This window comes from Aeromonas sp. Y289-2, from assembly GCF_027705925.1.
Lineage (GTDB): Bacteria > Pseudomonadota > Gammaproteobacteria > Enterobacterales > Aeromonadaceae > Aeromonas > Aeromonas veronii.
The window spans coordinates 110815-136542 of sequence record NZ_JAPDCH010000008.1; the positions used below are offsets into that span (position 1 = coordinate 110815).

Annotated in this window: 31 protein-coding genes; 15 read left to right on the forward strand and 16 right to left on the reverse strand. The window is 60.1% G+C overall.

The genetic code is table 11. The annotated features are described in order from the left end of the window. Window positions 1–28 precede the first annotated feature (28 nt). From OKC43_RS13460 to OKC43_RS13475, 4 genes are all read left to right on the forward strand, one after another. Window positions 29–1168: an amidohydrolase/deacetylase family metallohydrolase gene (locus tag OKC43_RS13460; RefSeq protein WP_236271758.1), complete on the forward strand. Its 1140-nt coding sequence runs from the start codon at window positions 29–31 to the stop codon at window positions 1166–1168. Further along, window positions 1152–2267 carry a DgaE family pyridoxal phosphate-dependent ammonia lyase gene (locus OKC43_RS13465; RefSeq protein ID WP_236271757.1) on the forward strand — a complete coding sequence of 372 codons (1116 nt, stop codon included), beginning with the start codon at window positions 1152–1154 and terminating at the stop codon, window positions 2265–2267. Before OKC43_RS13460 ends, OKC43_RS13465 begins: the two co-directional genes overlap by 17 nt. After that, window positions 2267–3007, forward strand: coding sequence for a 2-dehydro-3-deoxy-phosphogluconate aldolase (gene dagF, locus OKC43_RS13470; RefSeq protein ID WP_236271756.1), 741 nt, complete (start codon window positions 2267–2269; stop codon window positions 3005–3007). The genes OKC43_RS13465 and dagF overlap by 1 nt, the downstream gene beginning before the upstream one ends. A gap of 106 nt (window positions 3008–3113) precedes the next feature. Further along, window positions 3114–5018, forward strand: coding sequence for a BglG family transcription antiterminator (locus tag OKC43_RS13475; protein ID WP_236271755.1), 1905 nt, complete (start codon window positions 3114–3116; stop codon window positions 5016–5018). Between the two features lie 17 nt (window positions 5019–5035). On the opposite strand, the gene npr is transcribed toward OKC43_RS13475, so the two are convergent. From npr to OKC43_RS13525, 10 genes are all read right to left on the reverse strand, one after another. Next, a complete protein-coding gene (gene npr, locus OKC43_RS13480; RefSeq protein ID WP_005336318.1) occupies window positions 5036–5308 on the reverse strand; it encodes a PTS phosphocarrier protein NPr in 273 nt (90 codons plus the stop codon). Beyond that, complete coding sequence (gene rapZ / locus OKC43_RS13485; RefSeq protein WP_236271754.1) at window positions 5286–6194, reverse strand: RNase adapter RapZ; 909 nt, start codon at window positions 6192–6194, stop codon at window positions 5286–5288. The genes npr and rapZ overlap by 23 nt, the downstream gene beginning before the upstream one ends. A 45-nt stretch (window positions 6195–6239) precedes the next feature. Continuing rightward, complete coding sequence (gene ptsN / locus OKC43_RS13490) at window positions 6240–6686, reverse strand: PTS IIA-like nitrogen regulatory protein PtsN (protein WP_005336322.1); 447 nt, start codon at window positions 6684–6686, stop codon at window positions 6240–6242. Window positions 6687–6688: 2 nt separating this feature from the next. After that, on the reverse strand, window positions 6689–6976 hold the full coding sequence (gene hpf, locus OKC43_RS13495; RefSeq protein ID WP_005336323.1) for a ribosome hibernation promoting factor: 288 nt from the start codon (window positions 6974–6976) through the stop codon (window positions 6689–6691). A gap of 20 nt (window positions 6977–6996) precedes the next feature. Then, on the reverse strand, window positions 6997–8436 hold the full coding sequence (locus OKC43_RS13500; protein WP_236271753.1) for an RNA polymerase factor sigma-54: 1440 nt from the start codon (window positions 8434–8436) through the stop codon (window positions 6997–6999). 65 nt (window positions 8437–8501) lie between these two features. Continuing rightward, complete coding sequence (lptB, locus tag OKC43_RS13505; protein WP_005336333.1) at window positions 8502–9227, reverse strand: LPS export ABC transporter ATP-binding protein; 726 nt, start codon at window positions 9225–9227, stop codon at window positions 8502–8504. A 3-nt stretch (window positions 9228–9230) separates the two neighbouring features. Then, window positions 9231–9758 carry a lipopolysaccharide transport periplasmic protein LptA gene (gene lptA, locus OKC43_RS13510; RefSeq protein ID WP_040068817.1) on the reverse strand — a complete coding sequence of 176 codons (528 nt, stop codon included), beginning with the start codon at window positions 9756–9758 and terminating at the stop codon, window positions 9231–9233. Next, the gene (lptC, locus tag OKC43_RS13515) at window positions 9745–10305 is read right to left on the reverse strand and encodes an LPS export ABC transporter periplasmic protein LptC (protein WP_005336338.1); all 561 of its coding nucleotides are present in this window, start codon (window positions 10303–10305) and stop codon (window positions 9745–9747) included. The genes lptA and lptC overlap by 14 nt, the downstream gene beginning before the upstream one ends. After that, window positions 10302–10856, reverse strand: coding sequence for a 3-deoxy-manno-octulosonate-8-phosphatase KdsC (gene kdsC, locus OKC43_RS13520; RefSeq protein ID WP_005336340.1), 555 nt, complete (start codon window positions 10854–10856; stop codon window positions 10302–10304). The genes lptC and kdsC overlap by 4 nt, the downstream gene beginning before the upstream one ends. After that, window positions 10856–11851: a KpsF/GutQ family sugar-phosphate isomerase gene (locus OKC43_RS13525; RefSeq protein ID WP_042053489.1), complete on the reverse strand. Its 996-nt coding sequence runs from the start codon at window positions 11849–11851 to the stop codon at window positions 10856–10858. Before OKC43_RS13525 ends, kdsC begins: the two co-directional genes overlap by 1 nt. A gap of 207 nt (window positions 11852–12058) precedes the next feature. On the opposite strand from OKC43_RS13525, the gene mlaF reads away from it, so the two are divergent. Genes mlaF through murA form a run of 7 tightly spaced genes read left to right on the forward strand, consistent with a single transcriptional unit; the run spans window position 12059 to window position 16579 of the window. Continuing rightward, window positions 12059–12859 (forward strand): phospholipid ABC transporter ATP-binding protein MlaF, encoded by an 801-nt coding sequence (gene mlaF / locus OKC43_RS13530; protein ID WP_005336343.1) that lies wholly within the window; start codon window positions 12059–12061, stop codon window positions 12857–12859. Next, entirely contained in the window at window positions 12859–13638 is a 780-nt protein-coding gene (gene mlaE / locus OKC43_RS13535; protein ID WP_069554191.1) for a lipid asymmetry maintenance ABC transporter permease subunit MlaE, read from the forward strand. The genes mlaF and mlaE overlap by 1 nt, the downstream gene beginning before the upstream one ends. A 7-nt stretch (window positions 13639–13645) precedes the next feature. Further along, on the forward strand, window positions 13646–14143 hold the full coding sequence (mlaD, locus tag OKC43_RS13540; protein ID WP_005336348.1) for an outer membrane lipid asymmetry maintenance protein MlaD: 498 nt from the start codon (window positions 13646–13648) through the stop codon (window positions 14141–14143). Between the two features lie 2 nt (window positions 14144–14145). Continuing rightward, window positions 14146–14778 carry an MlaC/ttg2D family ABC transporter substrate-binding protein gene (locus OKC43_RS13545; RefSeq protein WP_005336350.1) on the forward strand — a complete coding sequence of 211 codons (633 nt, stop codon included), beginning with the start codon at window positions 14146–14148 and terminating at the stop codon, window positions 14776–14778. Continuing rightward, window positions 14775–15047, forward strand: a complete 273-nt coding sequence (locus OKC43_RS13550) for an STAS domain-containing protein (RefSeq protein ID WP_005336352.1) — start codon at window positions 14775–14777, stop codon at window positions 15045–15047. Before OKC43_RS13545 ends, OKC43_RS13550 begins: the two co-directional genes overlap by 4 nt. After that, window positions 15047–15304, forward strand: a complete 258-nt coding sequence (gene ibaG / locus OKC43_RS13555; RefSeq protein WP_005306001.1) for a BolA family iron metabolism protein IbaG — start codon at window positions 15047–15049, stop codon at window positions 15302–15304. Before OKC43_RS13550 ends, ibaG begins: the two co-directional genes overlap by 1 nt. Before the next feature lie 18 nt (window positions 15305–15322). Further along, complete coding sequence (gene murA / locus OKC43_RS13560; RefSeq protein WP_005336355.1) at window positions 15323–16579, forward strand: UDP-N-acetylglucosamine 1-carboxyvinyltransferase; 1257 nt, start codon at window positions 15323–15325, stop codon at window positions 16577–16579. 87 nt (window positions 16580–16666) lie between these two features. On the opposite strand, the gene pmbA is transcribed toward murA, so the two are convergent. Then, window positions 16667–18010, reverse strand: coding sequence for a metalloprotease PmbA (gene pmbA / locus OKC43_RS13565; RefSeq protein WP_040068810.1), 1344 nt, complete (start codon window positions 18008–18010; stop codon window positions 16667–16669). A 114-nt stretch (window positions 18011–18124) separates the two neighbouring features. Between pmbA and yjgA the strand changes: the two genes are divergently transcribed. Together yjgA and OKC43_RS13575 are read left to right on the forward strand one after the other, a co-directional pair. Next, entirely contained in the window at window positions 18125–18649 is a 525-nt protein-coding gene (gene yjgA / locus OKC43_RS13570; RefSeq protein ID WP_005336359.1) for a ribosome biogenesis factor YjgA, read from the forward strand. Window positions 18650–19040: 391 nt separating this feature from the next. Then, complete coding sequence (locus OKC43_RS13575) at window positions 19041–19823, forward strand: gamma-glutamyl-gamma-aminobutyrate hydrolase family protein (RefSeq protein ID WP_076495568.1); 783 nt, start codon at window positions 19041–19043, stop codon at window positions 19821–19823. 12 nt (window positions 19824–19835) lie between these two features. Here OKC43_RS13575 and OKC43_RS13580 read toward each other — a convergent pair whose 3' ends face one another. Next, window positions 19836–20219: a hypothetical protein gene (locus OKC43_RS13580; RefSeq protein WP_040069030.1), complete on the reverse strand. Its 384-nt coding sequence runs from the start codon at window positions 20217–20219 to the stop codon at window positions 19836–19838. A 145-nt stretch (window positions 20220–20364) separates the two neighbouring features. Here OKC43_RS13580 and OKC43_RS13585 point away from each other — a divergent pair, with 145 nt between their 5' ends. Together OKC43_RS13585 and OKC43_RS13590 are read left to right on the forward strand one after the other, a co-directional pair. After that, on the forward strand, window positions 20365–21891 hold the full coding sequence (locus tag OKC43_RS13585) for a cyclic nucleotide-binding domain-containing protein (RefSeq protein ID WP_021231830.1): 1527 nt from the start codon (window positions 20365–20367) through the stop codon (window positions 21889–21891). A gap of 45 nt (window positions 21892–21936) precedes the next feature. Beyond that, a complete protein-coding gene (locus OKC43_RS13590; RefSeq protein WP_019444854.1) occupies window positions 21937–22335 on the forward strand; it encodes an STY0301 family protein in 399 nt (132 codons plus the stop codon). Window positions 22336–22411: 76 nt separating this feature from the next. On the opposite strand, the gene OKC43_RS13595 is transcribed toward OKC43_RS13590, so the two are convergent. The 4 genes from OKC43_RS13595 to dapF form a co-directional block, all read right to left on the reverse strand. Beyond that, a complete protein-coding gene (locus OKC43_RS13595) occupies window positions 22412–23122 on the reverse strand; it encodes an HAD-IA family hydrolase (protein ID WP_236271752.1) in 711 nt (236 codons plus the stop codon). A gap of 32 nt (window positions 23123–23154) precedes the next feature. Continuing rightward, a complete protein-coding gene (gene xerC / locus OKC43_RS13600) occupies window positions 23155–24132 on the reverse strand; it encodes a tyrosine recombinase XerC (RefSeq protein ID WP_270659515.1) in 978 nt (325 codons plus the stop codon). After that, on the reverse strand, window positions 24125–24805 hold the full coding sequence (locus OKC43_RS13605; protein ID WP_162515120.1) for a DUF484 family protein: 681 nt from the start codon (window positions 24803–24805) through the stop codon (window positions 24125–24127). Before OKC43_RS13605 ends, xerC begins: the two co-directional genes overlap by 8 nt. Before the next feature lie 91 nt (window positions 24806–24896). After that, window positions 24897–25727 carry a diaminopimelate epimerase gene (dapF, locus tag OKC43_RS13610; protein WP_005336371.1) on the reverse strand — a complete coding sequence of 277 codons (831 nt, stop codon included), beginning with the start codon at window positions 25725–25727 and terminating at the stop codon, window positions 24897–24899. Window position 25728: the final 1 nt, after the last annotated feature.

The window sequence follows — 25728 nt, forward strand, 5'->3', positions numbered from 1 at the left end:
GCGGGGCGGCTCGCCAGAGGTTATCAGCATGTACGACATGATCATCAGAGCGGGGCGGCTGGGAGATGGCCAGCTCATCGATATCGCCATCAGGGAGGGCAAAATCGCCGCCATCGGCTCCCTGCCGGAGACGGCAACGGCGCGGCAGATCCTGGATCTCGGCGGCCGGGTGCATGTGAGCGCTGGCTGGATCGATGGCCACACCCACTGCTACCCCGACTCCCCCATCTATCACGATGAGCCGGACAAGGTGGGCGTAGAGTCCGGCGTCACCACCGTCATCGACGCGGGCAGCACCGGAGCCGACGATGTGGATGACTTCCAGCAGATCGCTGCGGGCTGCAAGACCCGGGTGCATGCCCTGCTCAACATCTCCCGCATCGGTCTGCTGCGCCAGAACGAGCTGGCCGACAGCCGGGACCTCGATATGGATCTCGCCTCGGCGGCCATTCGTCGCCACCCCGATTTTATTGTCGGCATCAAGGCGCGGATGAGCGGCACCGTGGTCGGTGAAAACGGCCTGCAACCGCTGCGCATGGCCAAGGCGCTGCAACAGGCCCACGACCAGCTGCCGCTGATGGTGCACGTGGGCAACACGCCGCCGGACCTGGACGAGATCGTCGCTCTGCTGGGGGATGGTGATCTGCTGACCCACTGCTTCAACGGCAAGCCCAACCGCATTCTGACCCCGGCTGGCGAGCTGCGGGTCGCGGTGCGCGAGGCGATGAAACGGGGCCTTTTGCTCGACATCGGCCACGGCGGCGCCAGCTTCAGCTTCGAGGTGGCGGAGCTGGCTATCCGGCAGGGGATCCTGCCCCGCACCATCAGCTCCGACATCTACTGCAAGAACCGCATCAAGGGGCCGGTCTACAGTCTGGCCCACGTGATGTCGAAGTTTCTCGCCATCGGCATGACGCTGGAGCAGGTGATCGCCTGCGTCACCCATCAGGCCGCCGATGCCCTGCGCCTTTCCGGCAAGGGGCGGCTCGAGGTGGGCGCCGATGCCGATCTGACCCTGTTCGAGGTCACCAGCGGCCCGACCCTGTTTATGGATACCGAAGCCCAGTCCCGCAGCGGTGACCAACAACTGCAGCCTCTCGCCGCCCTGGTCGGTGGCGAATTGGTTCTGACTCACAATGGGAAATCACACCATGCCTTCTGTTTATGAGAAATATCAGCTCAAACCGGTGATCAACGCCTCAGGGCGCATGACCATTCTCGGCGTCTCCACCCCCGAACAGGAGGTGGTCGATGCGGTCAACTTCGGCCTCGGCCACTACTTCGAGGTCAAGGATCTGGTCAACAAGACCGGAGCCTACCTGGCTGGCCTGCTGGGAGTGGAAGATGCAGTGGTCATTTCGTGTGCCAGCGCCGGCATAGCCCAGTCAGTGGCCGCTGTGATAGTGCGCGGCGACCCCTACCGCCTCGAGCACCTGCATGCCCACCCCCATGAGGTGCCAAGCGAAATCGTGCTGCCCAAGGGACACAACGTCAACTTCGGCGCCCCGGTCGGCACCATGGTCAATCTGGGTGGCGGCAAAGTAGTGGAAGCCGGTTACGCCAACGAGTGCTCCCCTTCCCAGCTGGCCGCTGCCATCAGTGCCAACACAGCAGCCATCCTCTACATCAAATCCCACCACTGCGTGCAAAAAAGCATTCTGTCGGTGGCAGAGGCCGCCGAGGTCGCCAAGACCCACGGGCTCCCGCTCATCGTCGATGCGGCTGCCGAAGAGGATCTGCGCCTCTACTACAACCAGGGTGCTGACCTGGTCATCTACAGCGGCGCCAAGGCCATTGAAGGGCCCACCAGCGGGCTGGTGCTCGGCAAGCGTCAGTACGTGGAGTGGGTCAAACAGCAGGCCAATGGCATCGGTCGCGCCATGAAGGTGGGCAAGGAGGGTATCCTCGGCCTGACCCACGCCATCGAGCGCTATCTGGCCAAAGAGAAAGAGAGCGGCGCCGCCATGGTCGCCAAGATGAGCCCCTTCATCGAGCGCCTCAACCAGCTGCCCGGCGTCACCGCCAAAGTGGTGTGGGACAGCGCCGGGCGCGACATCGCCCGCACCGATATCGCCTTCGACCACCAGCAGATCGGCATGACCACAGTGCAGGTTGTCACCCGTCTGCAACAGGGCACGCCTGCCATCTACTGCCGCGGCTACAAGGCCAACGAGGGGCATATCGAGATCGATGTGCGCAGCGTCTCCGTGCCCCAGCTCGACCAAATCCACTCCGCCATTGCCAACCTCGTTCAGGAGAATCGCTGATGTCCCTTACCCCCAACTACTACCTAGATCGGGTCTGTCTCAACGTGCTGGCCGGCACCAAAGAGAATGCCGTCGAGGTATACGACGCAGCCGAAGGCCACGTGCTGGTCGGTGTGCTCTCCAAAAACTACCCGGATATTCCCTCCGCAGTTGCCGATATGAAGGAGTACGCCAAGCTGATCGACAATGCCCTCTCCATCGGACTGGGCGCCGGGGATCCACGCCAATCCGCGATGGTGGCCGAGCTGGCCTGCCAGCTGCAACCCCAGCACGTCAATCAGGTGTTCACCGGTGTCGGCGCCAGCCGGGCACTGCTCGGCCAGCCAGAAACGCTGGTCAACGGCCTGATCTCCCCCACCGGAATGCCTGGCATGGTGAAGATCTCCACCGGCCCGCTCAGCGCCGGACAGCCGGATGGCATCGTCCCCATCGATACCGCCATTGCCCTGCTCAAGGACATGGGCGGCAGCTCGGTCAAGTTCTTCCCCATGGGTGGGCTGGCCTGCCGCGACGAGTATCAGGCAGTGGCCGAGGCTTGTGCCCGCAACAACTTCTGGCTGGAGCCCACCGGCGGCATCGATCTGGAGAACTTCGAGGAGATAGTGCGGATTGCGCTGGACGCCGGAGTCGAGAAGGTGATCCCGCACGTCTACAGCTCCATCATCGATAGCGCGAGCGGGCACACTCGCCCCGAGGATGTGCGGACTCTGCTGGCCATAGTGAAACGACTGTTGGCCTGATGGCAGTCACGGCACCGGTTCAATCACTGACCGGAGCCTGGCTTGTTGATGACCCACTTGTTAACATCGACCCTTTATCTCGCAACAGGAGTCTTGCATACCCCCTATGATCAAGCTGCCACACCCCAGGCTCCATCAACTGCTGATCCAGCTCCACGCCGAACCACTGCCGCAGGAGGAGCTGGCTCGCCGCCTCAATGTCTCCACCCGCACGGTGCGCACCGATGTGGCGACCCTCAACGAACTGATTGCCACCCACGGCGCTCACCTGATCCACCAGCGTGGCAGCGGCTACCAGCTGAAAATCTACAATCAGGGACTGTTCGAGGCTCTGCTGGCGGCCCAGGGTCAGGATAGCGGCCTGCCACGCACCAGCCGGGAGCGGGTGCTGCACCTGCAGATCCTGCTATTGACGGCAGAGCAGGGGATCAAGCTCGATGAGCTGGCTGATACCTGGTATCTGAGCCGGGCGGCACTGCAGGGGGATATGGCGGAAGTCCGTGAACAGCTCAGCCACTTCAGGCTCAGCGTCGAGAGCAAACCCCGCCTGGGGATGCGCATTCAGGGGGAGGAGACGGCGATCCGTGCCTGTTTGACCCAACTGCTCTATCAGGAGTTGCTGCACAACAACCAGTTGCAAACCCTGTTGCCCAACCTCTGCCCCAGCAAGACGATGGAGGTAGTGGGCAATCACATCCATGCCCAGCTTGCCCGACATCAGCTGCGTCTCGCTGACGAGAGCTTGCAGCAGCTCACCATCTACTGCGCCGTTGCCCTGCTGCGTCAGGCATCCGGTCACGAGTTGCGCCACTTCGCCAGCGAGGATCTGACTCTGCCGCTGCTGGCAGTATCTCGCGATATTTATGCGGTATTGCCAACCTTGATGCCCCCCGTAGAGGACGAGATCGCCGGTCTCGCTATCCAGATCCAGGCGCGCCTGATGGCCGATACTCCCCAGCTCAGCCCGGCAATGGCCGCCGAGAGCGAGCAGTTGGTGGAGCATCTGCTGACCTACATTCATCAACACTACCCTTACGACCTGCGAGGCGACCAACAGCTGCGGGCCGACCTGCAAACCCATATCAGCGCCATGCTGCTACGGGTCAAATACCAGATTGGCAACCACAACCCGCTGGCCGATCACATCAAGCAGTACTACCCGCTCGCCTATGACATCACGTTGGCGGCCATTTCGGAGTGGATCAAGCAAACCCCCTACCGACTGACCCACCACGAGATCGGCTATCTGGTGATCCATATCGGCGTCGGGCTGGAGCGCCATTACGATATCGGCTATACCCGCCGCCCGCAGGCGCTATTGCTTTGCGATGCGGGCAACGCCACCTTCCGGGTGCTGGAAGCACGTATCAAGCGGGAGTATCCCCAGTTGCAGCTGACCACGCTGGAGTCGGTGCGGGATTACGAATGTCTGGCGCAGATCGCGCAGGACTTTGTCATCAGTACCGTCAAGGTGAACGAAAAAAACGCCCCCGTGGTACTCGTTGCCCCCTTCCCGACCCAATACCAGCTGGAGCAGCTTGGCAAGCTGGTGCTGATCGACCGCACCCGCCCCTACATGCTCGACAAATATTTCGATGCCGACCACTTCATGGTGGTCAACGGCCCCCTCAGCCAGGCCGAACTGTTTGCCCGTATCTGTGATCAGCTGGAGGCGGAAGATCTGGTGGAGAGCGGCTTCAGAGCCTCACTGCAGGAGCGGGAGCGGATCGTCTCCACCATGCTGGGAGAAGGGATCGCCCTGCCCCACTCCCTCGGTCTGCTGGCGCGCCGCACTCTGGTTTACACCGTACTGGCCCCGCAGGGGATCGACTGGGGCAACGGAGAAATCGCGACGCTCATCTTCGTGCTAGCCATCAGCAAGGCCGACTACGAGGAGGCGATGGGTCTCTACGACCTGTTTCTGGCACTGATGAACGAAAAAGCCAGCAGGAATCTGCTGGCTTGTCGGGATTTTGCCAGCTTCAAAGCGCTGGCGCGTACCGGTTCATAACATATAACGAGGAGTGACTACTCCTCGTTGAAGCCGGAGGTGAACAGCTCCACCACGGCGGCCAGGGCCTCGACCTCTTCGGGGCCCTCAACCTGTACTTCCACCTGCCGCCCTTGCGCGGAATCCAGCATCAGCAGGCCGATGATGCTGTCAGCATCGGCCTCCACACCATCTTCATTGCGCAGCAGCACGTGAGCATCGAAACCCTGCACCAACTCGAACAGCATCATGGCAGGTCTGGCATGAATACCCAGCTTGTTTTTCACTTCAACCGAGGCGGAAACAGTCATCGGGTCGTCCTATTGGTCCGTCAAGATTGGGGGCACTCTTGTCGAGAGTGCGGTGGCGGATCTGCACGTTCTTGCCAAGCAAACGGAATGCACTGGCCAGCCGCTCTGCAATAAAGACCGAGCGGTGCTGACCACCGGTGCAACCGATGCCGACCGTGAGGTAGCTGCGATTGTTGCGCTCCAGATGGGGCAACCAGGTCACCAGCATGTTCTCGATCTGCTGGGTAAACAGCATCACGTCAGCCTGCGCCGAGAGGTAGTTGGCAACCGGCTCATCCTTGCCAGTGAACGGCTTGAGCTCGGGGATCCAGTGCGGATTGGGCAGGAAGCGAGCATCGAACACGAAGTCGGCATCCTTGGGAATGCCGTACTTGAAGCCGAACGACTCGAACACCAGCACCAGCTCGTTCTCTTTCTTGCCGAGTACCCGGGTTTTGATGAGCTCGCTCAGGTCGTGAATGCTGAGGGTGGTGGTGTCGATACGCAGGTCAGCGGTCGAGGAGAGTGGCGCCAGCAGGTGGGTCTCCTCCCGAATCGCCTCATCCAGCGACAGCTTGTTGCGTGAGAGCGGGTGCAAACGGCGGCTCTCGCCATAGCGTTTGAGCAGGGTGCCGTTGTCGGCGTCGAAGAAGAAGCTGGAGAACTCTACCCGCCCCTCATTGCGCACCTGAGCCAGCAGATTTTCCAGTTTCTCCGGATCGCTCGGCAGGTTGCGCACGTCGATGCTGACCGCCAGCTTGTCGTACTGGCTCTCCACCGAGACAATCAGCTGGGGCAGCAAATTGACCGGCAGGTTATCCACACAGTAGTAACCCAGATCTTCCAGCACTCGCAGGGCTACCGTTTTACCGGAGCCCGAACGTCCACTTACCACGATTAACTGCATCTTGTTCCCTCACGCCAAAACGGGTGTCTCATCCTTGGCCTGCTGTCAGGCCGAGGTCATGATCTGATAGAGCTCTTCGTCGCTGGTTGCCTGACGCAACTGGCGGCAAACCGCCTTGTCACCCAGCTTGGAAGCCATCAGAGAAAGGGTCTTGAGATGCTGCTTGCACTCGCTTTCCGGCACCAGCAAGGCAAACAGCAGGTCAACCGGTTGATTGTCGATGGAGTCGAAAGGAATAGGGTCGGCAAAGGTCATCAGGATCGCGGTTGGCGGGAACTCATCGTCAATGCGACCGTGGGGGATCGCAATACCGGCACCGATCCCGGTACTACCCATTTTTTCACGGGCCAGCAAGCATTCAAACAGCGCCTGACGGGAGGTGCCAAGGCGTTCGGCGGCCAGCTCGCTGATGATTTCGAGGGCGCGTTTCTTGCTGGTACAAGGGACTGCACTCTTGGTGCAGTCCCGACTCAGTATGTGTTCAAGTTGCATGGTTATTTTTTATTTAACTTATCTTTGTGCTTGATGATCTGCCTGTCCAGCTTGTCGAGCAAGGTGTCTATCGCAGCATACATATCGGCATGTTCAGAGTTGGCAAACACTTCGCCACCGCTGACGTGCAATTTGGCTTCCGCTATCTGGTTCAGTTTTTCCACGCTAAGCACCACATGAACATTGTTGATGTGGTCGAAATGACGCTCGAGTTTGGCAAATTTGTTATTCACATAATCACGCAGAGCTTCGGTGATCTCGACATGGTGTCCGGTCAGGTTAATTTGCATAACATCATCCTTTTGTTTGCCTAAACCAGGCGTTTGCGCTGATTGGAAGGTGGGATAAACAAGGATTCGCGATACTTAGCGATCGTGCGTCTCGCCACCATAATACCCTGTTCGGCCAGCAAATCCGCGATCTTGCTATCACTTAACGGCTTGGCAGGATTCTCTGCCGTGACCAGCTTCTTGATGAGCGCGCGAATTGCGGTCGATGAGCACTCTCCTCCTCCTTCGGTGTTCACATGGCTGGAGAAAAAAAACTTCAATTCGAAGATACCACGGGGGGTATGCATGTACTTCTGGGTCGTCACCCGGGAGATGGTCGACTCATGCATCTCCACCGCTTCGGCGATGTCATTGAGCACCATCGGCTTCATCGCCTCTTCACCATACTCGAAAAAGCCCTGTTGCTGCTCGACAATGCAACTGGCCACTTTCAGCAGGGTGTCATTGCGACTTTCCAGGCTCTTGATGAACCACTTGGCTTCCTGCAAATGGGAGCGAATAAACTGGGTGTCGGTGCTGCTGCGGGCGTTGCGGGCCATGGCGGCATAAGTCTCGTTGACCCGGATGCGGGGGGCGGAGTCGGGATTGAGCTCGACCACCCACTTGCTGCCCTTCTTGACCACGGAGACGTCGGGGATCACGTACTGGGAGTCGCTCTGGATGATGCCATTGCCGGGGCGCGGCTCCAGCAGCTGGATCAGATCCAGCACCTCCTTGAGGTCGCTCTCTTTGAGTTTTGTCTTGCGGGCGAGGGTGCGGTAATCCCGGTTGCCGAGCAGCTCCATGTGCTCGAGGATCACCTCCTTGGCCTCGTTGAGCCAGGGGGTCTGCGGGTCATACTGATCCAGCTGGATAAGCAAACACTCCTGCACAGAACGAGCAGCAATGCCGACCGGATCGAAGTGCTGCACCCGCTTGAGTACCGCCTCGACCTCATCAAGTTCCACCTCTACGTCATCGCTGGTGACGGCAGCCTGGATATCCTCCAGCGCAACGGTCAGATAACCGGATTCGTCGATGGCATCGATGATGGCGAGCGCGATGGCGGCATCCACATCGCTGAACGGTGTGAGCCGCATCTGCCACAGCAGATAATCCTGCAGGTTTTCGGTGGTTTCACCCTGATAGACGGTATCTTCCCCATCATGGATGGGGCCCGCGCTCTGGGCGGTGCCGGCAGAGTAAACCTCGTCCCAGGTGGTATCCACCGGCAACTCGTCCGGCATCTGCTCCTGGGCCATGGCATCGCTGGAATCCAGCTGGCTGGCATCGACCGGCGCTTCCGGACTGGTCTCTTGCGCATCGCTCTCTTCCTGCTCCAGCAGAGGGTTGTTTTCGAGCGCTTGCTGAATTTCCTGCTGAAGTTCCAGAGTGGAGAGCTGGAGCAGACGAATCGCTTGTTGTAATTGCGGCGTCATGGTCAGGGACTGACCGAGACGCAACTGTAATGTCGGCTTCATCTACGTCGGGATATCCTTATGTTCAGCGAGGCACTCGTCAAAGGAAATGAAGGCATGCCCCCTTACTATAGACTGAATTGATCGCCCAAATAGACGCGCTTGACCTGCTCATCGGCAAGGATGTCAGCCGGTGCACCTTCGGCAATCATCTTGCCGTGGCTGACGATATAGGCCTTCTCACATACGTCCAGAGTCTCTCTGACGTTGTGGTCGGTAATCAAGACGCCAAGGCCCCTATCTTTCAGATGCTGAATGATCTTCTTGATGTCTATCACAGAAATCGGGTCAACCCCTGCAAAGGGTTCATCCAGCAGAATAAAACGCGGCTCGGCCGCCAGCGCACGGGCGATCTCGACCCGGCGACGCTCACCACCGGAGAGGCTCTGACCCAGGTTGTCGCGAATGTGGGTGATATTGAACTCTTCCAGCAGTTGCTGAACCTTGTCCTCGCGCTCCTCACGGCTCAACCCCTTGCGGGTCTGCATCACCCCCATCAGGTTGTCGAACACCGACAGGCGACGGAAGATGGAGGCCTCCTGCGGCAGGTAACCGATGCCGTTACGCGCCCGCACATGCATGGGCTGCAAGCTGATGTCCTGATCGTCGATGGTGATGAGACCGGCATCGCGCTGCACCAGCCCCACGATCATGTAGAAGGAGGTGGTCTTGCCCGCCCCGTTGGGGCCGAGCAGGCCGACAATCTGGCCGGTGCCCACTTCAAGACTGACGTCACTCACCACCATGCGGCGCTTGTAGCTCTTCTGCAGGCCCACTGCTTTTAACACTGCCATAGCTTATTTTCCCTGCTTCTTCTGGTCGGCGGGCTTGTCGAAATTCTCTACCTGATCAGGCAGGAACACGGTTTTGACCCGCTGGCTCGGGCTCTTGCTCTCGGCAATCATCTTCTGTTTGACGATGTCGTAGCGGATCAGATCGCCATTGACCTGGCTATCTTCCTGCTTGAGCTGACCGTTGCCGGTGATGGTCACCAGCCGGTTCTTCAGCTCGTAGCGGATAGTGTTGCCGTGGGCATTGACCGGCTTGCCGTTATCCAGGATCTGGAAGAAGGTGGCGGGTTTGCCGTAGGCAGTCATCACCTCCGCCCCTTTCTCGCCGGAGCGGGTCACTACCACCTTGTCAGCCTTGATCCGGATGGTGCCCTGATTGATGGTCACATCCTCTTCGAAGGTGATGCGGTTGTCCTGCATCTCGGCCACCTGTTTGACGGCATCGACGTAGACCTTCTCGGCAAAGTCGGACTCTTTGGCGGTCACCGCACCACACAACAACAGGGCTGCGAGGGCCAGATTAGCGTTTTTCATTGAAATAGATGGCATGGCCTTGATCCAGTAACTCAAAATATTTGCGGTCCAGATGGCCCTTGAGGCCAACCCCTTGGGTCTGGAAATCCCGACCCAGAATGTTCACTTCCCGGTTGCTGCGCACATCCTGCGTCACCAGATCCAGCTCCAGATAGGGGGTATCCAGTGTGGAAATGAAAGATGTGGGCAGCAGACCATCCAGATGCACCTTGTCCCGCAGGATGACGTTGTCACCGGTGTTGAGCACGCCGGTTTCGGCGGTCACCTTCCACTCGGCGGCACCCTGATCGTCATACATGTAGACCACCGGCTTGTCGAAGGTGGCCTGCTCGAGGATTTGATAATACTCGGCGTAGGTCGACTCCAGCCGCTCGGTGCGCTTGCCATTGATATCAAAACGGGTGGTCACCAGATCTTTGGCGACAAAATCCGGCTGATAGTTTTCGATTTTGACGGCGCTCTCAGGCACCAGCTCAACCTTGCCCAACTGCCAGGCAACCAGCGCGACCAGAAACAGCAGGGCAAACAACAGGGTCTGTCTGCTCATACCGAGGCCTCGGGCTGATAATCGTCGTGGCCCTGCGCCTGCAAAATGAGGTCACACACCTCGCGCACCGCGCCCATGCCACCGCCAAGCCGGGTCACCATATCGGCACGACTCAGCACCAGCGGATGGGCATCGGCCACGGCAATGCCGAGCCCACAGACCTGCATCACCGGCAGATCGATGGTGTCATCGCCCATATAGGCGGCCTGTTCAGCAGTCAGCCCCAGCTTGGCCAGCAGCGCTTCGAAGTGAGGCAGCTTTTTATCAGCCCCCTGCACCACATGAGCCACCCCCAGGCTTTTCATCCGATCGCTGACGATACGGGAGTTGCGCCCGGTGATGATGGCGATCTCGATCCCGGCATTGAGCAACGCTCGCATGCCCGCACCATCGCGGGTGCAGAAGGTTTTCAGTTCTTCGCCGTTGTTTCCCATGTAGATGAGGCCGTTGGAGAGCACCCCGTCCACATCGCACACCAGCAGGCGGATTTGCGCCGCCTTGTCGAACTGGCTGCGCGTCACCGGACCATAGAGGGTCGGTACGTTTTGCATCAAATTACTCCGGCTTTCAGCAGGTCGTGCATGTTGAAGGCGCCGAGCGGGCGTTTCTCTTCATCCACGACCAGTAATCCGTTGATTTTTCTCGTTTCCATCAGCTTGACGGCTTCCGCAGCCATCATCTCTGGACCTACGGTAACACAGTTGGCCGTCATCACACGGCTGATGGGGGTGTGATGGATATCGATCTGCTGGTCAAGAATGCGGCGCAGGTCGCCATCGGTAAAGAGCCCGGCCAGCAGGCCATTGCCATCGACCACCGCCGTCATACCGAGCCCCTTGCGGCTCACTTCCAGCAGCGCCTGGCTGATGGTGGCATCTATCCCCACCTGGGGCAACAGATCGCCACTGTGCATCAGGTCGCCAACCCGCAGCAACAGACGCTTGCCGAGCGACCCGCCCGGGTGAGAGAGGGCGAAGTCATCGGCGGTAAAACCGCGTGCTTCCAGCAGGGCGACCGCCAGGGCATCGCCCATGACTAAGGTTGCCGTGGTGCTGGAAGTGGGTGCCAGACCCAGCGGGCAGGCCTCTTTCTCCACCTTGATGCACAGATGTACGTTGGCCTCTTTGGCCATGGTGGAGGCGGGATTACCGGTCATACAGATGAGCGGAATGCCGCGGCGCTTGAGCACCGGCAGCAGGGCCAGGATTTCGTCGCTCTCGCCGGAGTTGGAGATAGCGATGATAAGGTCGCCACTGGAGATCATCCCCAGATCGCCGTGACTCGCTTCTCCCGGGTGAAGGAAGAAGGCCGGGGTGCCGGTGCTGGCGAGGGTGGCGGCGATCTTGCTGCCGATATGGCCCGATTTGCCCATGCCGGTGACCACTATCTTGCCACCGCAGCGCAGCACCATTTCGCACGCCTTGTCGAAGGCGTCGTTCAGATACTGATAGAGTCCATCAATGGCTTGCTTTTCTGTGTCCAGCACCGCGCGGGCACTGCGACGAAAATCGAACAGTTCAGACACTTTCTCAGGCTTTACAGACATAAAGACACAGCTCCGGGCCGAAATTAGCTGCGGGATTATAAAAAAGTCTGCCCGGATAAGCGAATCGGATGGCAAGTCCCGCTCTCGATGACGCACTTTGTTACAGAAAACTGTCGTGCAAATGGGCTTGCAGCCTGTTCAATAGTTGTTCCTTGCTGTTGCTTAGACCTAGACTACCCCATAAAATTCGCACCTCATTTACACCGGATGGACAATTGTTTGAACAATGACCTGATCACCATCTCCGATCTGACTTTCAGTCACGGAGATCGGCTGTTGTATGACGGGATCAACCTGACCATTCCTCGTGGCAAGGTGACCGCCGTCATGGGCCCGAGCGGCATAGGTAAAACCACCCTGCTGCGGCTGATCGGTGGCCAGCTCAAGCCGGAGTCCGGTCACATTCTGTTTGACGGGGAAGATATCCCCACCCTCTCCCGTTCGCGCCTCTATGAAGTGCGCAAGCGGATGAGCATGCTGTTCCAGAGCGGCGCCCTGTTTACCGGCATGACGGTCTACGACAACGTGGCCTTCCCGCTACGGGAACACTCCGGCCTGCCGGAGGAGCTGATCCACACCATCGTCATGATGAAGCTGCAGGCGGTGGGCTTGCGCGGCGCGGCGAAACTGATGCCCTCCGAGCTCTCCGGCGGCATGGCGCGCCGGGCGGCGCTGGCACGGGCCATCGCCCTTGACCCCGACCTCATCATGTATGACGAGCCGTTTGTCGGGCAGGATCCCATCACCATGGCGGTGCTGGTCAAGCTGATCAAGGAGCTGAATGATGCCCTCGGTATCACCTCAGTCATCGTCACCCACGATGTGAAAGAGGTGCTGAGCATCGCCGATTACGCCTACATCATTGCCAATCGCAAGGTGGTGGCGCACGGCACGCCGGACCAGCTGCGCGAGGAGCACAATCCCGAAGTCGAGCAGTTCCTCAAAGGATTGCCCGATGGTCCTGTTCCGTTTCATTTTCCGGCAGGCGATCTGCTACAGGATCTCTGATGTTGATAAGTCAAATAAGCAAGCTGGGGCGGGTCGGAGTGCGGTTTATCAGCTCCGTCGGTCGCGCCACCATCATGTTGTTCCATGCGCTGGCGGGCAAACCCGAGCCGCACAAGCACTTCCCGCTGCTTGTCCAGCAGCTCTATGTGGTGGGTGTGCAGTCGGTGGCCATCATTCTGGTCTCCGGCCTGTTCATCGGCATGGTGCTCTCGCTGCAGGGTTACAACGTATTGAAGGATTTCGGCGCCGAGCAGAGTCTGGGGCCGCTGGTCTCCCTCTCCCTGCTGCGGGAGCTGGGTCCTGTGGTCACGGCACTGCTGTTTGCCGGCCGTGCCGGTTCGGCCCTGACCGCTGAAATTGGCCTGATGAAGGCCACCGAGCAGCTTTCAAGCCTCGAAATGATGGCAGTCGACCCGCTGCGCCGGGTGGTCGCCCCCCGCTTCTGGGCTGGCGTCATCAGCATGCCGCTGCTGGCCTTTATGTTCAGCCTGATCGGTATCTTCGGCGGCAAGCTGGTCGGTGTGGACTGGCTCGGCGTGGACGAAGGGGGCTTCTGGTCTGCCATGCAGGCCTCCGTCGACTGGCATGAAGACATCATGCAGGGCGCCATCAAGAGCCTGATTTTCGCCCTGGTGGTCACCTGGATTGCGCTCTTTAACGGCTATGATGCCAAGCCGACCTCGGCCGGGATCAGTCAGGCCACGACCCGTACCGTGGTCCACTCATCCCTCGCCGTGCTCGGCCTGGATTTTATACTCACTGCAGTCATGTTTGGATAAGGTAAAGATGAAGTTCAGCAAAGTAGAATTCCTGGTCGGCACCTTTATGCTGGCTGGCATCGGTGCCATTCTGGCACTGGCCCTGCAAGTGGCCGGTTTGAGCTTCAAACCGGAAGGAGAAACCTATACCCTGCGCGCGCATTTCGATAATATCGGCGGCCTGAAAGTCCGTTCGCCGGTCAAGGTCGGCGGCGTGGTGGTAGGCCGGGTCAGCGACATCGTACTGGACCCGAAAACCCAGGTGCCCGAAGTGACCCTGATGATGCAAAAGAGCGCTGGCGAGTTCGCCGATACCAGTTCCCTCTCCATCCTCACCTCCGGTCTGCTCGGCGAGCAGTACATCGGTCTGGCCCCCGGCTTCAGCGATGAGGAGATGGGCACCGAGATGCTCAAGGATGGCGACCTGATTGAAGACACCAAATCCGCCATCGTACTGGAAGATCTGATTGGCAAATTCCTCTACAGCCAATCCTCCGACAGCAAATCAGACAGCAAGAAGGAGTAACCATGTTCAAGAAAATCGCCCTGCTGCTGGGCCTGATGACCAGCATGCTCTTTTCCCTGTCTGCCCAGGCCGCAGTCGATGCCACCGACCCCAACGCGCTGGTGGATCAGGCTGCCAAGCAGACCTTTGCCCGCCTGAAAGCCGATCAGGCCCAGGTGAAGAGCAATCCGGATCACCTGCGGGTGATCATCCGCGAAGAGCTGCTGCCCTATGTGGACAACCGCTTCGCTGCCTACAAGGTGCTTGGCAACCAGATTAAAGAGACCACCGAAGCGCAGCGCAATGCCTTCGTCGAGGTGTTCACCGAGTACATGGTGAGCTCCTACGCCGATGCGCTGGCCCATTTTGACAAGCAGACCGTCAAGGTCGAGCCGGGCAAAGCCCCCAGCGGCAATATCACCGCCGTCAACGTCAGCGTGAAAGAGGCCGGCAAGCCGGACATCTTCCTCGAGTTCAAGCTGCGCAAGAACAACAAGACCGGCGAGTGGAAAGCCTTCGACATGGTGGCAGAGGGGATCAGCCTGCTCTCCGCCAAACAGAGCGAGCTGGGCGGTTTGATCCGCCAGAACGGCATCGATGCGGTGATCGCCCAGTTGCGCGAGCACAACGCCAAGCCGCTGGTACTCAAACCATGACCCTCAGCGGTGAGCTGCAGGCGCCACAGGTCAATGACCTGTGGCAACGCCGCGCCGAATGGTGGCAGGACGACCAGCTTGAGCTCGGCGGCGTCACCACCCTCGACTCTGCCGGACTGGCCCTGCTGGTCAAATGGGCCAAAGCCGTATTAGCGCGAGGCGCCACACCGCAACTGGTGGGCGCCTCCAGTGATTTCTATACCCTGGCCAACCTCTACGGGGTGGCCGGGCTGTTTCAGTCAACCCCGCTCACAACTGAGGACGCATAATGCAAGTCTCTGAAATTGAAGCGATACTCCTTGAGGCTCTGCCATTGTCCGAAGTCCATGTCAAAGGGGACGGTAGTCACTACCAAGTGATCGCCGTCGGTGACATGTTTGACGGCATGAGCCGGGTCAAGAAGCAGCAGGCCATCTATGCCCCGCTGATGGACAAGATCGCCAGCAACGCCATTCACGCCCTCTCCATCAAAGCGTTCACCGACGCCGAGTGGAAACGCGAACGTAAATTCCTATTGCCCTCCTGATTTGGTAACGAAGTAAAAATGGACAAATTCAAAATCGATGGTCGTTGTACTCTCAACGGCGAAGTGACCATCTCCGGCGCCAAAAACGCCGCGCTGCCGATCCTGTTCGCGACCCTGCTCTGTGATGAAGAGGTACACCTCTCCAACGTGCCGCGCCTGAAAGATGTAGGCACCACCATCAAGCTGCTGGAGATGCTGGGCGCGACCACCAAGGTCAACGGCAACGTCACAGTGCTGACCGGTGCGGTGAACAACCACGTCGCCCCCTACGAGCTGGTGAAAACCATGCGCGCCTCCATTCTGGCGCTGGGCCCGCTGGCCGCCCGTTTCGGTGCTGCTGATGTCTCCCTGCCCGGCGGCTGCGCCATCGGTGCCCGTCCGGTCAACCTGCACGTCCACGGCCTGGAGCTGATGGGTGCCAAGATCACCATCGAAGATGGTTACATCAAGGCCCGTGTTGATGGCCGCCTGAAAGGCGCTCACATCCTGATGGATATGGTCTCCGTGACCGGTACCGAAAACCTGATGATGGCCGCCACCCTGGCTGATGGCCGCACCGTGATCGAAAACGCCGCACGCGAGCCGGAAGTGGTCGATCTGGCCAACTTCCTCAATACCCTTGGTGCCAAGATTCAGGGCGCGGGCACCGACACCCTGACCATCGACGGTGTCGAGCGTCTGCACGGCGGCAACTACAGTGTGCAGCCTGACCGCATCGAAACCGGAACCTTCCTGGTGGGCGCAGCGGTCACCGGCGGCAAGATCACCTGCCGCAAGACCGACCCGACTCTGCTGGAAGCGGTACTGGTCAAGCTGGAAGAAGCTGGCGCCCTGATTGAGAAGGGTGAAGACTGGATCACCCTCGACATGACTGGCCGCACCCTCAAGCCGGTCACCATCAAGACTGCCCCCTACCCGGCCTTCCCGACCGACATGCAGGCACAGTTCACCGTGCTGAATGCTGTCGCCAAAGGCACCGGCATGGTCACCGAGACCATCTTCGAGAACCGCTTCATGCACGTTCCCGAACTGGTACGGATGGGCGCAGACATCGAACTGCAGGGCAACGTAGCCATCTGCCGTGACACCGAGCAGCTCAAGGGTGCCCAGGTGATGGCGACCGATCTGCGCGCCTCCGCCAGTCTGGTGCTGGCCGGCTTCGTGGCCGAAGGCTCCACTATCGTCGACCGTATCTATCACATCGACCGTGGCTACGAAGATATCGAGCAGAAGCTGCAGGGTCTGGGTGGCCGCATCGAGCGCATCAAGGGCTGATAGCCCCCTGATCGCAGGCCGATAAAAAGGCCCCCTCGCGTTGGCGAGGGGGCCTTTTTCATGGTTTCGGTTCAGTTGAAACCGGGATCAGTGACCCGCCAGCTTCATATTTTCTACCAGCACCGAGCCGGTCTTGAGACTGGAGCGCTCATCCTCGTCACGACCCACCGCCACGATATGGCTGAACATCTCGGCCAGATTGCCGGCGATGGTGATCTCTTCGACCGGATAGGCTATTTCGCCATTCTCGACCCAGAAACCGGCAGCGCCGCGGGAGTAGTCGCCATTGACGATATTGACCCCCTGCCCCATCAGCTCTGTCACCAGCAGGCCGGTGCCCATCTCCTTCAGCATGCCCTGAAAATCCTGGCCAGTATTGGAGACCTGCCAGTTGTGGATGCCACCGGCGTGACCCGTAGTGGTCAACCCCAGCTTGCGAGCGGAGTAGGAGGTAAGCAGCCAGCTCATCAGCTCGCCGTTACGGATGATATCCATGTCGCGGGTACGCACCCCTTCGCCATCGAACGGGGTACTGGCAAGCCCGCCCAGCAGATGGGGGAACTCCTGAATGGTGAGCCACTCGGGCAGGATCTGCTTGCCCAATTTGTCGAGCAGGAAGCTCGACTTGCGATAGAGGTTGCCACCGCTGATGGCCATCACCAGATGGCCCCACAGACCGGAGGCTGTGTCAGGGTGGAACAGCACAGGCGCGTGACGGGTAGAGATCTTGCGGGCGCCGAGGCGGGAGACGGTACGCTCAACGGCTTCGTCGGCAATGCGCTGCGGGCTCCAGAGCCCGTCGAGGGTACGGCTGGAGGAGTAGCCGTAATCACGCTGCATATCGCCATCCTGCTCGCCGATCAGCACGCAGCTCAGTGAGTTGCGCGACGCCGCGTAGCCTTTGACGAAGCCGTGGCTGTTGCCATAGACCTTGATGCCGAGATGGCTGGAGAAACCGGCGCCGTCGGAGTGTTTGATACGGGCATCGCGACCCAGAGCGAGTCGTTCGCACTCGATGGCCAGTTCGATGCCGCGCTGGGGATCCAGTTCGATTTGGTGACACAGTTGCAGATCGGGGGCATCCCATGCCAGCAGCTCGGCGTCCGCCAGACCGGCGCAATCATCCGCCGAGGTGTGGCGGGCTATCTCGATAGCCGCTTCAACGGCGGCACGAATGGCGGGTTTGCTCAGATCGGTGGTCGAGGAAGATCCCTTGCAACCATCGCGATAGACAGCGATGCCGAGGGCGCCATCCTTATTGAATTCAATGCTTTCCAGTTCACAACCCCGGGTGTTCACCGACAACCCGGTCTGCTTGCTGATGGAGACTTCGGCCAGCGAGGCGCCCAGTCCTTTGGCTATCTCCAGGGCTTCGGCAACCACGGCCTCGAGATGGGCTTGATCCTGGCGGATTTGGTCTTGCTGATCCATAACTCACATCTGTATGAAAGAAGGAAAGGGGGGTAAGCATATCAGACCCCTGCGCCCAGCGGGAGAAGCTGGTAACATATCCGCCAAACGTGAATGACAGGAATCAAGAGACCGATGAGTCAATATCAAGACGACAACGAGTTCGAAGACTGGGGCCCCAGCAAGAGCCAGCTCAAGCGCGATGCCGAAGCATTGCAGAAAATGGGGGAAGAGATCGTCTCCCTCAGCCACAGCGAGCTGGAAAAAATCCCGTTGGATGAAGAGCTTGCAGAAGCTGTCGAGCTGGGTCGCAAACTCAAGCCGAAGAAGGATGAGTCCTTCCGTCGCCATCTGCAGTTCATCGGCCGCCTGATGCGCAGCCGCGATATCGAGCCGATTGCCGAAGCGCTCTCCATCATCAAGAACCGTCACTCCACCGTGAATGCACGTCTGCATCGGCTGGAGCAGTGGCGCGAGCGCCTGATCACCGAAGGTGACAGCGCCCTCAACGAGCTGATGTCCCAGTTCCACGAGCTGGATCGCCAAAAGCTGCGCCAGCTGATCCGCTCCGCCAACAAGGAGCGGGAGCTGAACAAGCCGCCGGTCGCCTACCGCGAGATGTACCAGTATCTGCGCGGCGAGATCGAAGACCTGCTGTAATCCCCGAAACACGCCTCCCCTTGCGGAGGCGTGCTTCTATTGATGCCTTCTCCCCTCTCCCCGCCATCCCTGCGCGTTTAATATATCCACCATTTTGCTACCCCAACCATAACGGCCCATCTCAACAGCCCCGTTAAATCGCCGCTTCAGAGCAGACCAAAACAGATGCGTTAACAATTTGGTATCATTTTGTTTGACATATTGAACGGCCTTGGCAGACTGAAGAGAGGATCCATGCCGTCGCTGCCCAGGCTGACCAACGATTCTGTCACCCGGCCCGACGCGGGATCCCATGACCATGCCTTGAGGCATGCCCTTGCCCTGCCGGTTTGCAAGGGCCTGCCCAAGGCGCAGGATGAGACTTCAACGCCAAGGATAATCAAGGTGCCCTATGCCAAATCCCCAGCCTCCCGCTCCCCGTAAACCTGTCGTGCTGATGACCATGGGCGCCCAGCCCCGCAACGGCCACGCCTATCAGGTGATGACCCACAAATACATCATGCCGCTGGTGGAGATAAGCGGCTGCGTCCCGCTGCTGGTACCCACCTGCTGCGGCACCGCCGATCTGGAGCAGTATCTGGATCTCGCCGATGGGGTCTATTTGAGCGGCGCCGGCTCCAACATCGATCCGGCCCTCTACGGCCAAGAGAACCTCACGCCGGAGAAACAGCAGGACAGGGATCGCGACCTGTTCGACCTGCCCCTCATCAAGGGGGCGCTCGCCCGTGGCTTGCCGATCCTCGGTATCTGCCGCGGCATGCAGGAGATCAACGTGGCGCTGGGGGGAGACATCCATCAGAAGGTCTATAACGAGCCGGGATATGACGATCACCGGGAGGATGCCGACGATCCGGTCGACGAGCAGTATGGGCCGAGCCATCAGATCAAACTGCTGCCCGGCAGCTGGTTTGCCGAACTGATGGGGGAAGAACAGATTCCGGTCAACTCCCTGCATGGGCAGGGCATCAACCGGTTGGGGAAGGGTCTGGAGCCGTTGGCCCACGCCGAAGATGGGCTGATAGAGGCACTTCATGCTCCCGCACTGTCGCCCTTTTTGCTGGCAGTGCAGTGGCATCCGGAGTGGAAGGCCAATGAAAACCCCCACTCCATCAAGATATTTCAAGCCTTTGGCGATGCCTGCCGCCAGCGCTGTGCATTGATGGCAGCGAGTTAATCCCTCATCGATTCAGTCGCCAAACCCGCGCGCCTTGAGCTTGGGCAGTCCACCCCGCTCGGGGCGCAGGGTACGGCAGATATCCATCCCCTTGAGCCCGCGCTGGATATGGTCAGGCGAATGGCCAAACACCATGCCGTTGCTGCGGTAGAGGTTGTTGTCATCCAGCTCGAACTTCTCGCCGCCAATCAGCAACTGCTCGCGGCCATTAACCGTGTCACCCCGCTTGATGGGCACCTTCATGTCGCTCAGCACCTCGCCGGTGGCACACCCCTCGCGCCAGCGCGCCTCGCTGGAGAAGGGGGTAATGGCTATTTCACGCCAGGAGCCATCGCGGAATTCGACCCGATACTTCTCGGCCAGCAGATCGCAGCCAGCCAATGGCAACAGGGCCATCAAACAGATGATTTTCTTTGAAAATTTCACTCAATCGCACTCCTTTGCCCGGTTCTGCACAGGATAAATAAATTGCCGCCCCAACGCACCATTTCCCCGCGCCGCAGCAGCTATGCTGGAAATAAAACCACAATAAGGTGCTGCTATGGCTGGCGAAAACCTCACCGCGCTACCGACGCTGATCTGGATTGGCGAACACCCGTTCTGGACCCTGCTCACCCTTTCCCTGATGCTGATCCACTTCTGGCGCCGTCCGGGACAGCGACGGGAGCTGCTCTCCGAGCTCAGTTTCGTGATGATAAGCGCGGTGGTGATCCTGCTGATCCAGCTGGAAGGGGGCTGGTTCAAACTGCCGCTGCCCCATCAATTGCTGATCGAGATCTCCACTCTGCTGGCTGGCCTGATACTGGTCAAGATATGGGGGATCCTGCTGTTCGAGTTTCTGCTCCCCCTCTGCCATGTGCGGATCCCGCGGATCATCGCCGATATCGTCATCACCATCGGCTATATCGGCTGGGGTCTGTTTCGCCTCTACGCCTCCGGCATGGCGCTCGGGGAGATAGTCACCACCTCGGCGGTGATCACCGCGGTCATCGCCTTCGCCATGCAGGACACCCTGGGCAACCTGCTGGCCGGGGTCTCCATTCAGCTCGACAACTCCATCGCCATCGGTGACTGGCTGCAAGTGGATACCACCCAGGGCCGGGTGGTGGAGATCAACTGGCGTGCCACCACCATCGAGACCCGCAACTGGGAGACTGTCGTCATCCCCAACAGCCACCTGCTTAAACAGCGCTTCACCGTGCTCGGGCGCCGTCGCGGCGAACCGCTGCAGTGGCGGCGCTGGGTCTGGTTCGATCTGACTCTGGATACCTTGCCGACCCAGATCATCGCGCTGATCGAGAAATCCCTGCGGGAGACCAAGCTCCCCTGCGTCGCCAAGCATCCGCAACCGGACTGCCTGCTGATGAACGTCGAAGGGGGCATCGCCCGCTATGCAGTGCGCTACTGGCTGACCGATCTGGCTCGCGACGATCCGACCGACTCCATGGTGCGCAGCCTTATCGATGCCGCCCTGCGCCGCAACGATCGCCGCCTCACCCCGCCGATCTTCAACGTCTTTATGGCCAAGGAGAAGCAGCATCTGGATGCCCGCCACAAGCGCCACACCGCCGAACGAACCGATACCCTGCGCAAGCTGCCGCTGTTTGCCATGTTGCAGGAGAACGAGCTGCTCCAGCTGGCCGATCAGGTGAAGTTCGCCCCCTTCGTCAGCGGCGACATCATGCTGGAGCAGGGGGATGTCTCCAGCTGGCTGTTCGTGCTGGTCAAAGGGGAAGCCGAGATGGTGGTCAATGTCGAAGGGCGAGAGCTGAAGCTTGGTACGCTCAACGCGGGAGACTTCTTTGGCGAACTGAGCCTGCTCACCGGCGAGCCCAGCTCCTTCACGGTGCGGGCGGTGGCCACCGTCGAAACCTATCGCATCAATCAGGCAATGTTTCAGGAGCTGGTGATGCAGCGCGAGTCGCTGGTCGAGCCCCTCTACCGGGTGCTGAGCGACCGCCAGCAGGAGCAGCGGGCGCTGCTGGAGCGGGAGGCGGAAGCCATGAAGCAACCACCACAACAGCTTGATCTGCTTGATAAACTGATGAAGCTGTTCGGCGGAAGATGACGTAGCATGGCATCGTATTGAGGACGTGAAGAGAGAACCGCAGCCATGTTACTGACCACCCTGGCCCTTGCCGCCAGCCTGCAATTTGATTGTCCCGCCACCATCGAGAGTCGCCAGCAGCTGCTGACCCCGCAGCAGGGCTGGCAGGCGTTCACTCGCAATGACGATGGCAAACCGGACGAAACCCTCAGCCACCGGCTCGATAATCTGGCCCTGTTCGACGGAGATCCTGCCGAACTGGCCCAACTCAAACCGGATAATGGCGACAGCGACGAGATCCACTACTGGAGCCAGCTCGATAGCAGCCTGCGCCCCCTCTATCTGGTCTGCCGCTATCAGAACAGCGCCATCACCCTGCAGCAGGCGCTGCCCGTCGGCATCAGTTACTGCCGCGTCAACCAGCGCGACCGCTACACCCTGCTCGGGCTGGTTTGTCGCAAATAGCGGGCGTAACCCCTTGCCATATATCGCTATTCGATGACAGCCATTACCGCCTTAGCCGGGCCACCCGCCAGCGCCATCAGAGCAGCAGCTCGGCCAGATCCTCCAGAGCCGTCAGCTCCACGTCCGGCAACAGTTGCAGCTGTTGCCACGGTTGCTGCCGTTCGTTGAGCCAGGCGGCGCGAAAGCCGTGCAAACGGGCCCCCAGCACATCGGTCTCGGGATGATCCCCCACATGGAGGATCCGCTCCGCTGGCAGCTTGAGGGCGCTGCGGGTCTGCTCAAACATATCCGGCGCCGGTTTCATTCTGGCGCCCGCCCCCGCCTTGCAGACCAGCGTGAAGTAGCGATCCAGCCCGGCCTGAACCAGATCCAGATTACCGTTGGTGATCACCACCAGCGGATAGCGTTCGGCCAGTCTGGCCAGCAGCTGATGAGTGGACTCGCTCACCTCGATCTTCGAGCGCTCTGCCAGAAACGCAGCAAACACCTGCTCCGCCTCGCGACTGGCCTGCTGGTCAGCCATGCCCCCCGCCACCATAGCGGCGCGGATGGTCTGCTGGCGCGCCAGACTGACATCGTGGCGCAGCTCGGGCCTGGCCAGCAACACGGTGCGTTTTAACTCCAGCCAGCGCGGCTTGTCGAGCATGGCGGTGGCCAGATATTCGCTGCGCAGATGGCTCAGCATCCACTGCTCGGCGCGCACGATGGCGGGGCCGTTGTCATAGAGGGTGTCATCGAGGTCAAACGAGATGGCAGCAACCGGCTGCCAGCGGCGATAGAAGTGCATGGACTCTCCTCTGCAACGGGGCTCAGGGCCCGTTATTCATCGTCCTGCGCATCCGGGTCACGCTTGGCCCTGGGGTGGGCGCTGTCGTAAACCTTGGCCAGATGCTGGAAGTCGAGGTGGGTATAGATCTGGGTGGTAGAGAGGTTGGCATGTCCCAGCAGCTCCTGCACCGCCCGCAGATCGCCGGAGGACTCCAGCATATGGGTGGCGAAGCTGTGGCGCAGCTTGTGGGGATGGACGTGGGCGTTGAGCGCCTGCTTATTGCCCCAGCCATCGAGGCGGGCCTGCACCGAGCGGGCCGACAGCCGCTGCTTGCGGCTGGAGACAAACAGCGCCTCGCTCTCGTCCCCGGCCAGCAGCGGGCGCACCTTGAGCCACTTCTGCAGCCACTCGACCGCCATCCGGCCGATGGGCAGCACCCGCTCCCGCGCGCCCTTGCCAGTCACCTTGAGCTGACGGTCGTCGAGCTTCAGATCCACCAGATTGATCCCCACCAGCTCAGCCAGACGCAGCCCTGAAGAGTACATCAGCTCCATAATGGCGCGATCCCGCACCGCCAGCGGATCCTGCTCGTCGGTGATGTTGAGCAGCTGGTGCATCTCGTCCACATCGAGGTTTTTCGGCAGCGGCCGCCCCTGTTTGGGGGTGACGATGCCACGGGCCGGATTGGCGGTCAGCCGCCCCTGCCGCACCTGCCAGTCGCAAAAGCTGCGCAGGGCCGAGACCTTGGTGGAAAGGGAACGAGGAGCAAGGCCCCCCTTGTGCATCCGGGTCACCAGAGTGCGCACCTGACTCGCCTCGAGCCGACCCCAGTCAGAAAGCCCGAGGGCCACCAGCTCGGCGGTCATCGCCTCCAGATGGGCTTGATAGTTATTGCGGGTATGAGGGCTGAGCTGACGCTCGACCCTCAGGTATTCGATAAAGGCCGCCAGCTCTTCCGCCAGTGCCGCGGGCAGTGGCGGTGCGACGACGGGAGCTTTGGCAGGCGCCCTGGCCGGTGTTCTAGCCATGAGTCAGCTCGGGCAGACGCAGTTGCAGCAGGCGCCCCAGTTGGCCCAGCAGCAGGGTGTCGTTGTGGGGAGTAAAGTGGCCGGGATCCGAGCTGGCGAAGGCCAGCACACCGAGATCGCCGAGCCGCATCAGGGCCACCGAGTTGACCAGCACATCGTGGCCAAACAGTGCCTGCTTCTCGCTCTGGCTCAGGCGGCCAAAGTAGTAATCCTGCCCCGGCAGACGCTGACCCAGCAGGGATTCGAGCTGCTTGCCTTGTGCCAGAAAGCGCTGCTCGGGCCCGCTCAGGGCAAACTTCTTGGGATTGAGCCAGAGTCGCAACCCGGTCAGGCGCAGCCGCTGGACAAAGGCCTTGCCCATCACGGCACTCACCTCGAACAGGGTCTGGCAACCGTACAGCTCGCCGTAGAGATCGGCATAGACCCTGAAGATCCGCTCGTTCTCGCTGGCGATCCCCATCAATTCGGTGATCTCCTGCTCCAGCTGTTCGATCCGCTCGCGCTGACGATCCAGCTGGCGCTCGACCAGCGAGACCGACCCTTTGCGTTCATGGGGAATGCGGATCCGGTCCAGCACGGCAGCATGGCGTTGGAAAAACTCGGGATAACGGGCCAGGTACTCCAGCACAGTGGCTTCATCCACCGATTGCTCCTGCCGTTTGAGTTCGCTCATAAATTGGTTGATCCATCAGAGAAATGGGGCTCGCTGCCCCGACATCATGGGCAAAGGGGGCCAACGCCCCCCGTACCTGAACCTTTATCGGCTAAACCTCTATCTGGCCGTCAAACACATGCTCGGCGGGGCCTGTCATATAGACCGGCTGGCCCGGCCCCTTCCAGGCGATGGTCAGCTTGCCGCCCGGCAGACTGACGGTGACCCGCTCCTTGAGCTTGCCCTGACTGATGCCAATCACCGCCGCCGCACAGGCACCGGTGCCGCAGGCCAGGGTCTCGCCACAGCCCCGCTCGAATACACGCAGCTTGATCTCGGTGGCGTTGACCATCTCCATGAAGCCGACGTTGACCCGCTCGGGAAAACGCTCGTGGCGCTCCATGATGGCACCCAGCGTTTCGACCGGCGCATCGGCGACCGAAGGCACCTCGATGACGCAGTGGGGATTGCCCATGGAGACCACGCCACACATCACGGTATGCTCCTGCGCCCGCAGCAGATAGGTTTTCTCTGCCTTCTGGGCCCGGAACGGGATCTTGCCCGGCTCAAACTGGGGAACACCCATGTTGACCGTGACCTGATTCTCCCCCTCCAGCTGCAACACGATGCGACCCCGAGCGGTACTCACCGCAATGCGATCTCGGTTGATCAACCCCTTGAGGCGCACGAAACGGGCAAAACAGCGGGCGCCGTTGCCACACTGCTCCACTTCGCTGCCATCAGCATTGAAAATGCGATAGTGAAAGTCGAGTTCAGGGTCATAGGGCGGCTCCACCAGCAGCAGCTGGTCAAAGCCGATCCCGAAGTGGCGATCTGCCAGCTTCTTGATGACGTCATTGCTGAAAAATACCTTCTGGGTGACGCCATCCACCACCATGAAGTCGTTGCCCAAGCCATGCATCTTGGAAAAATCTATCAACATC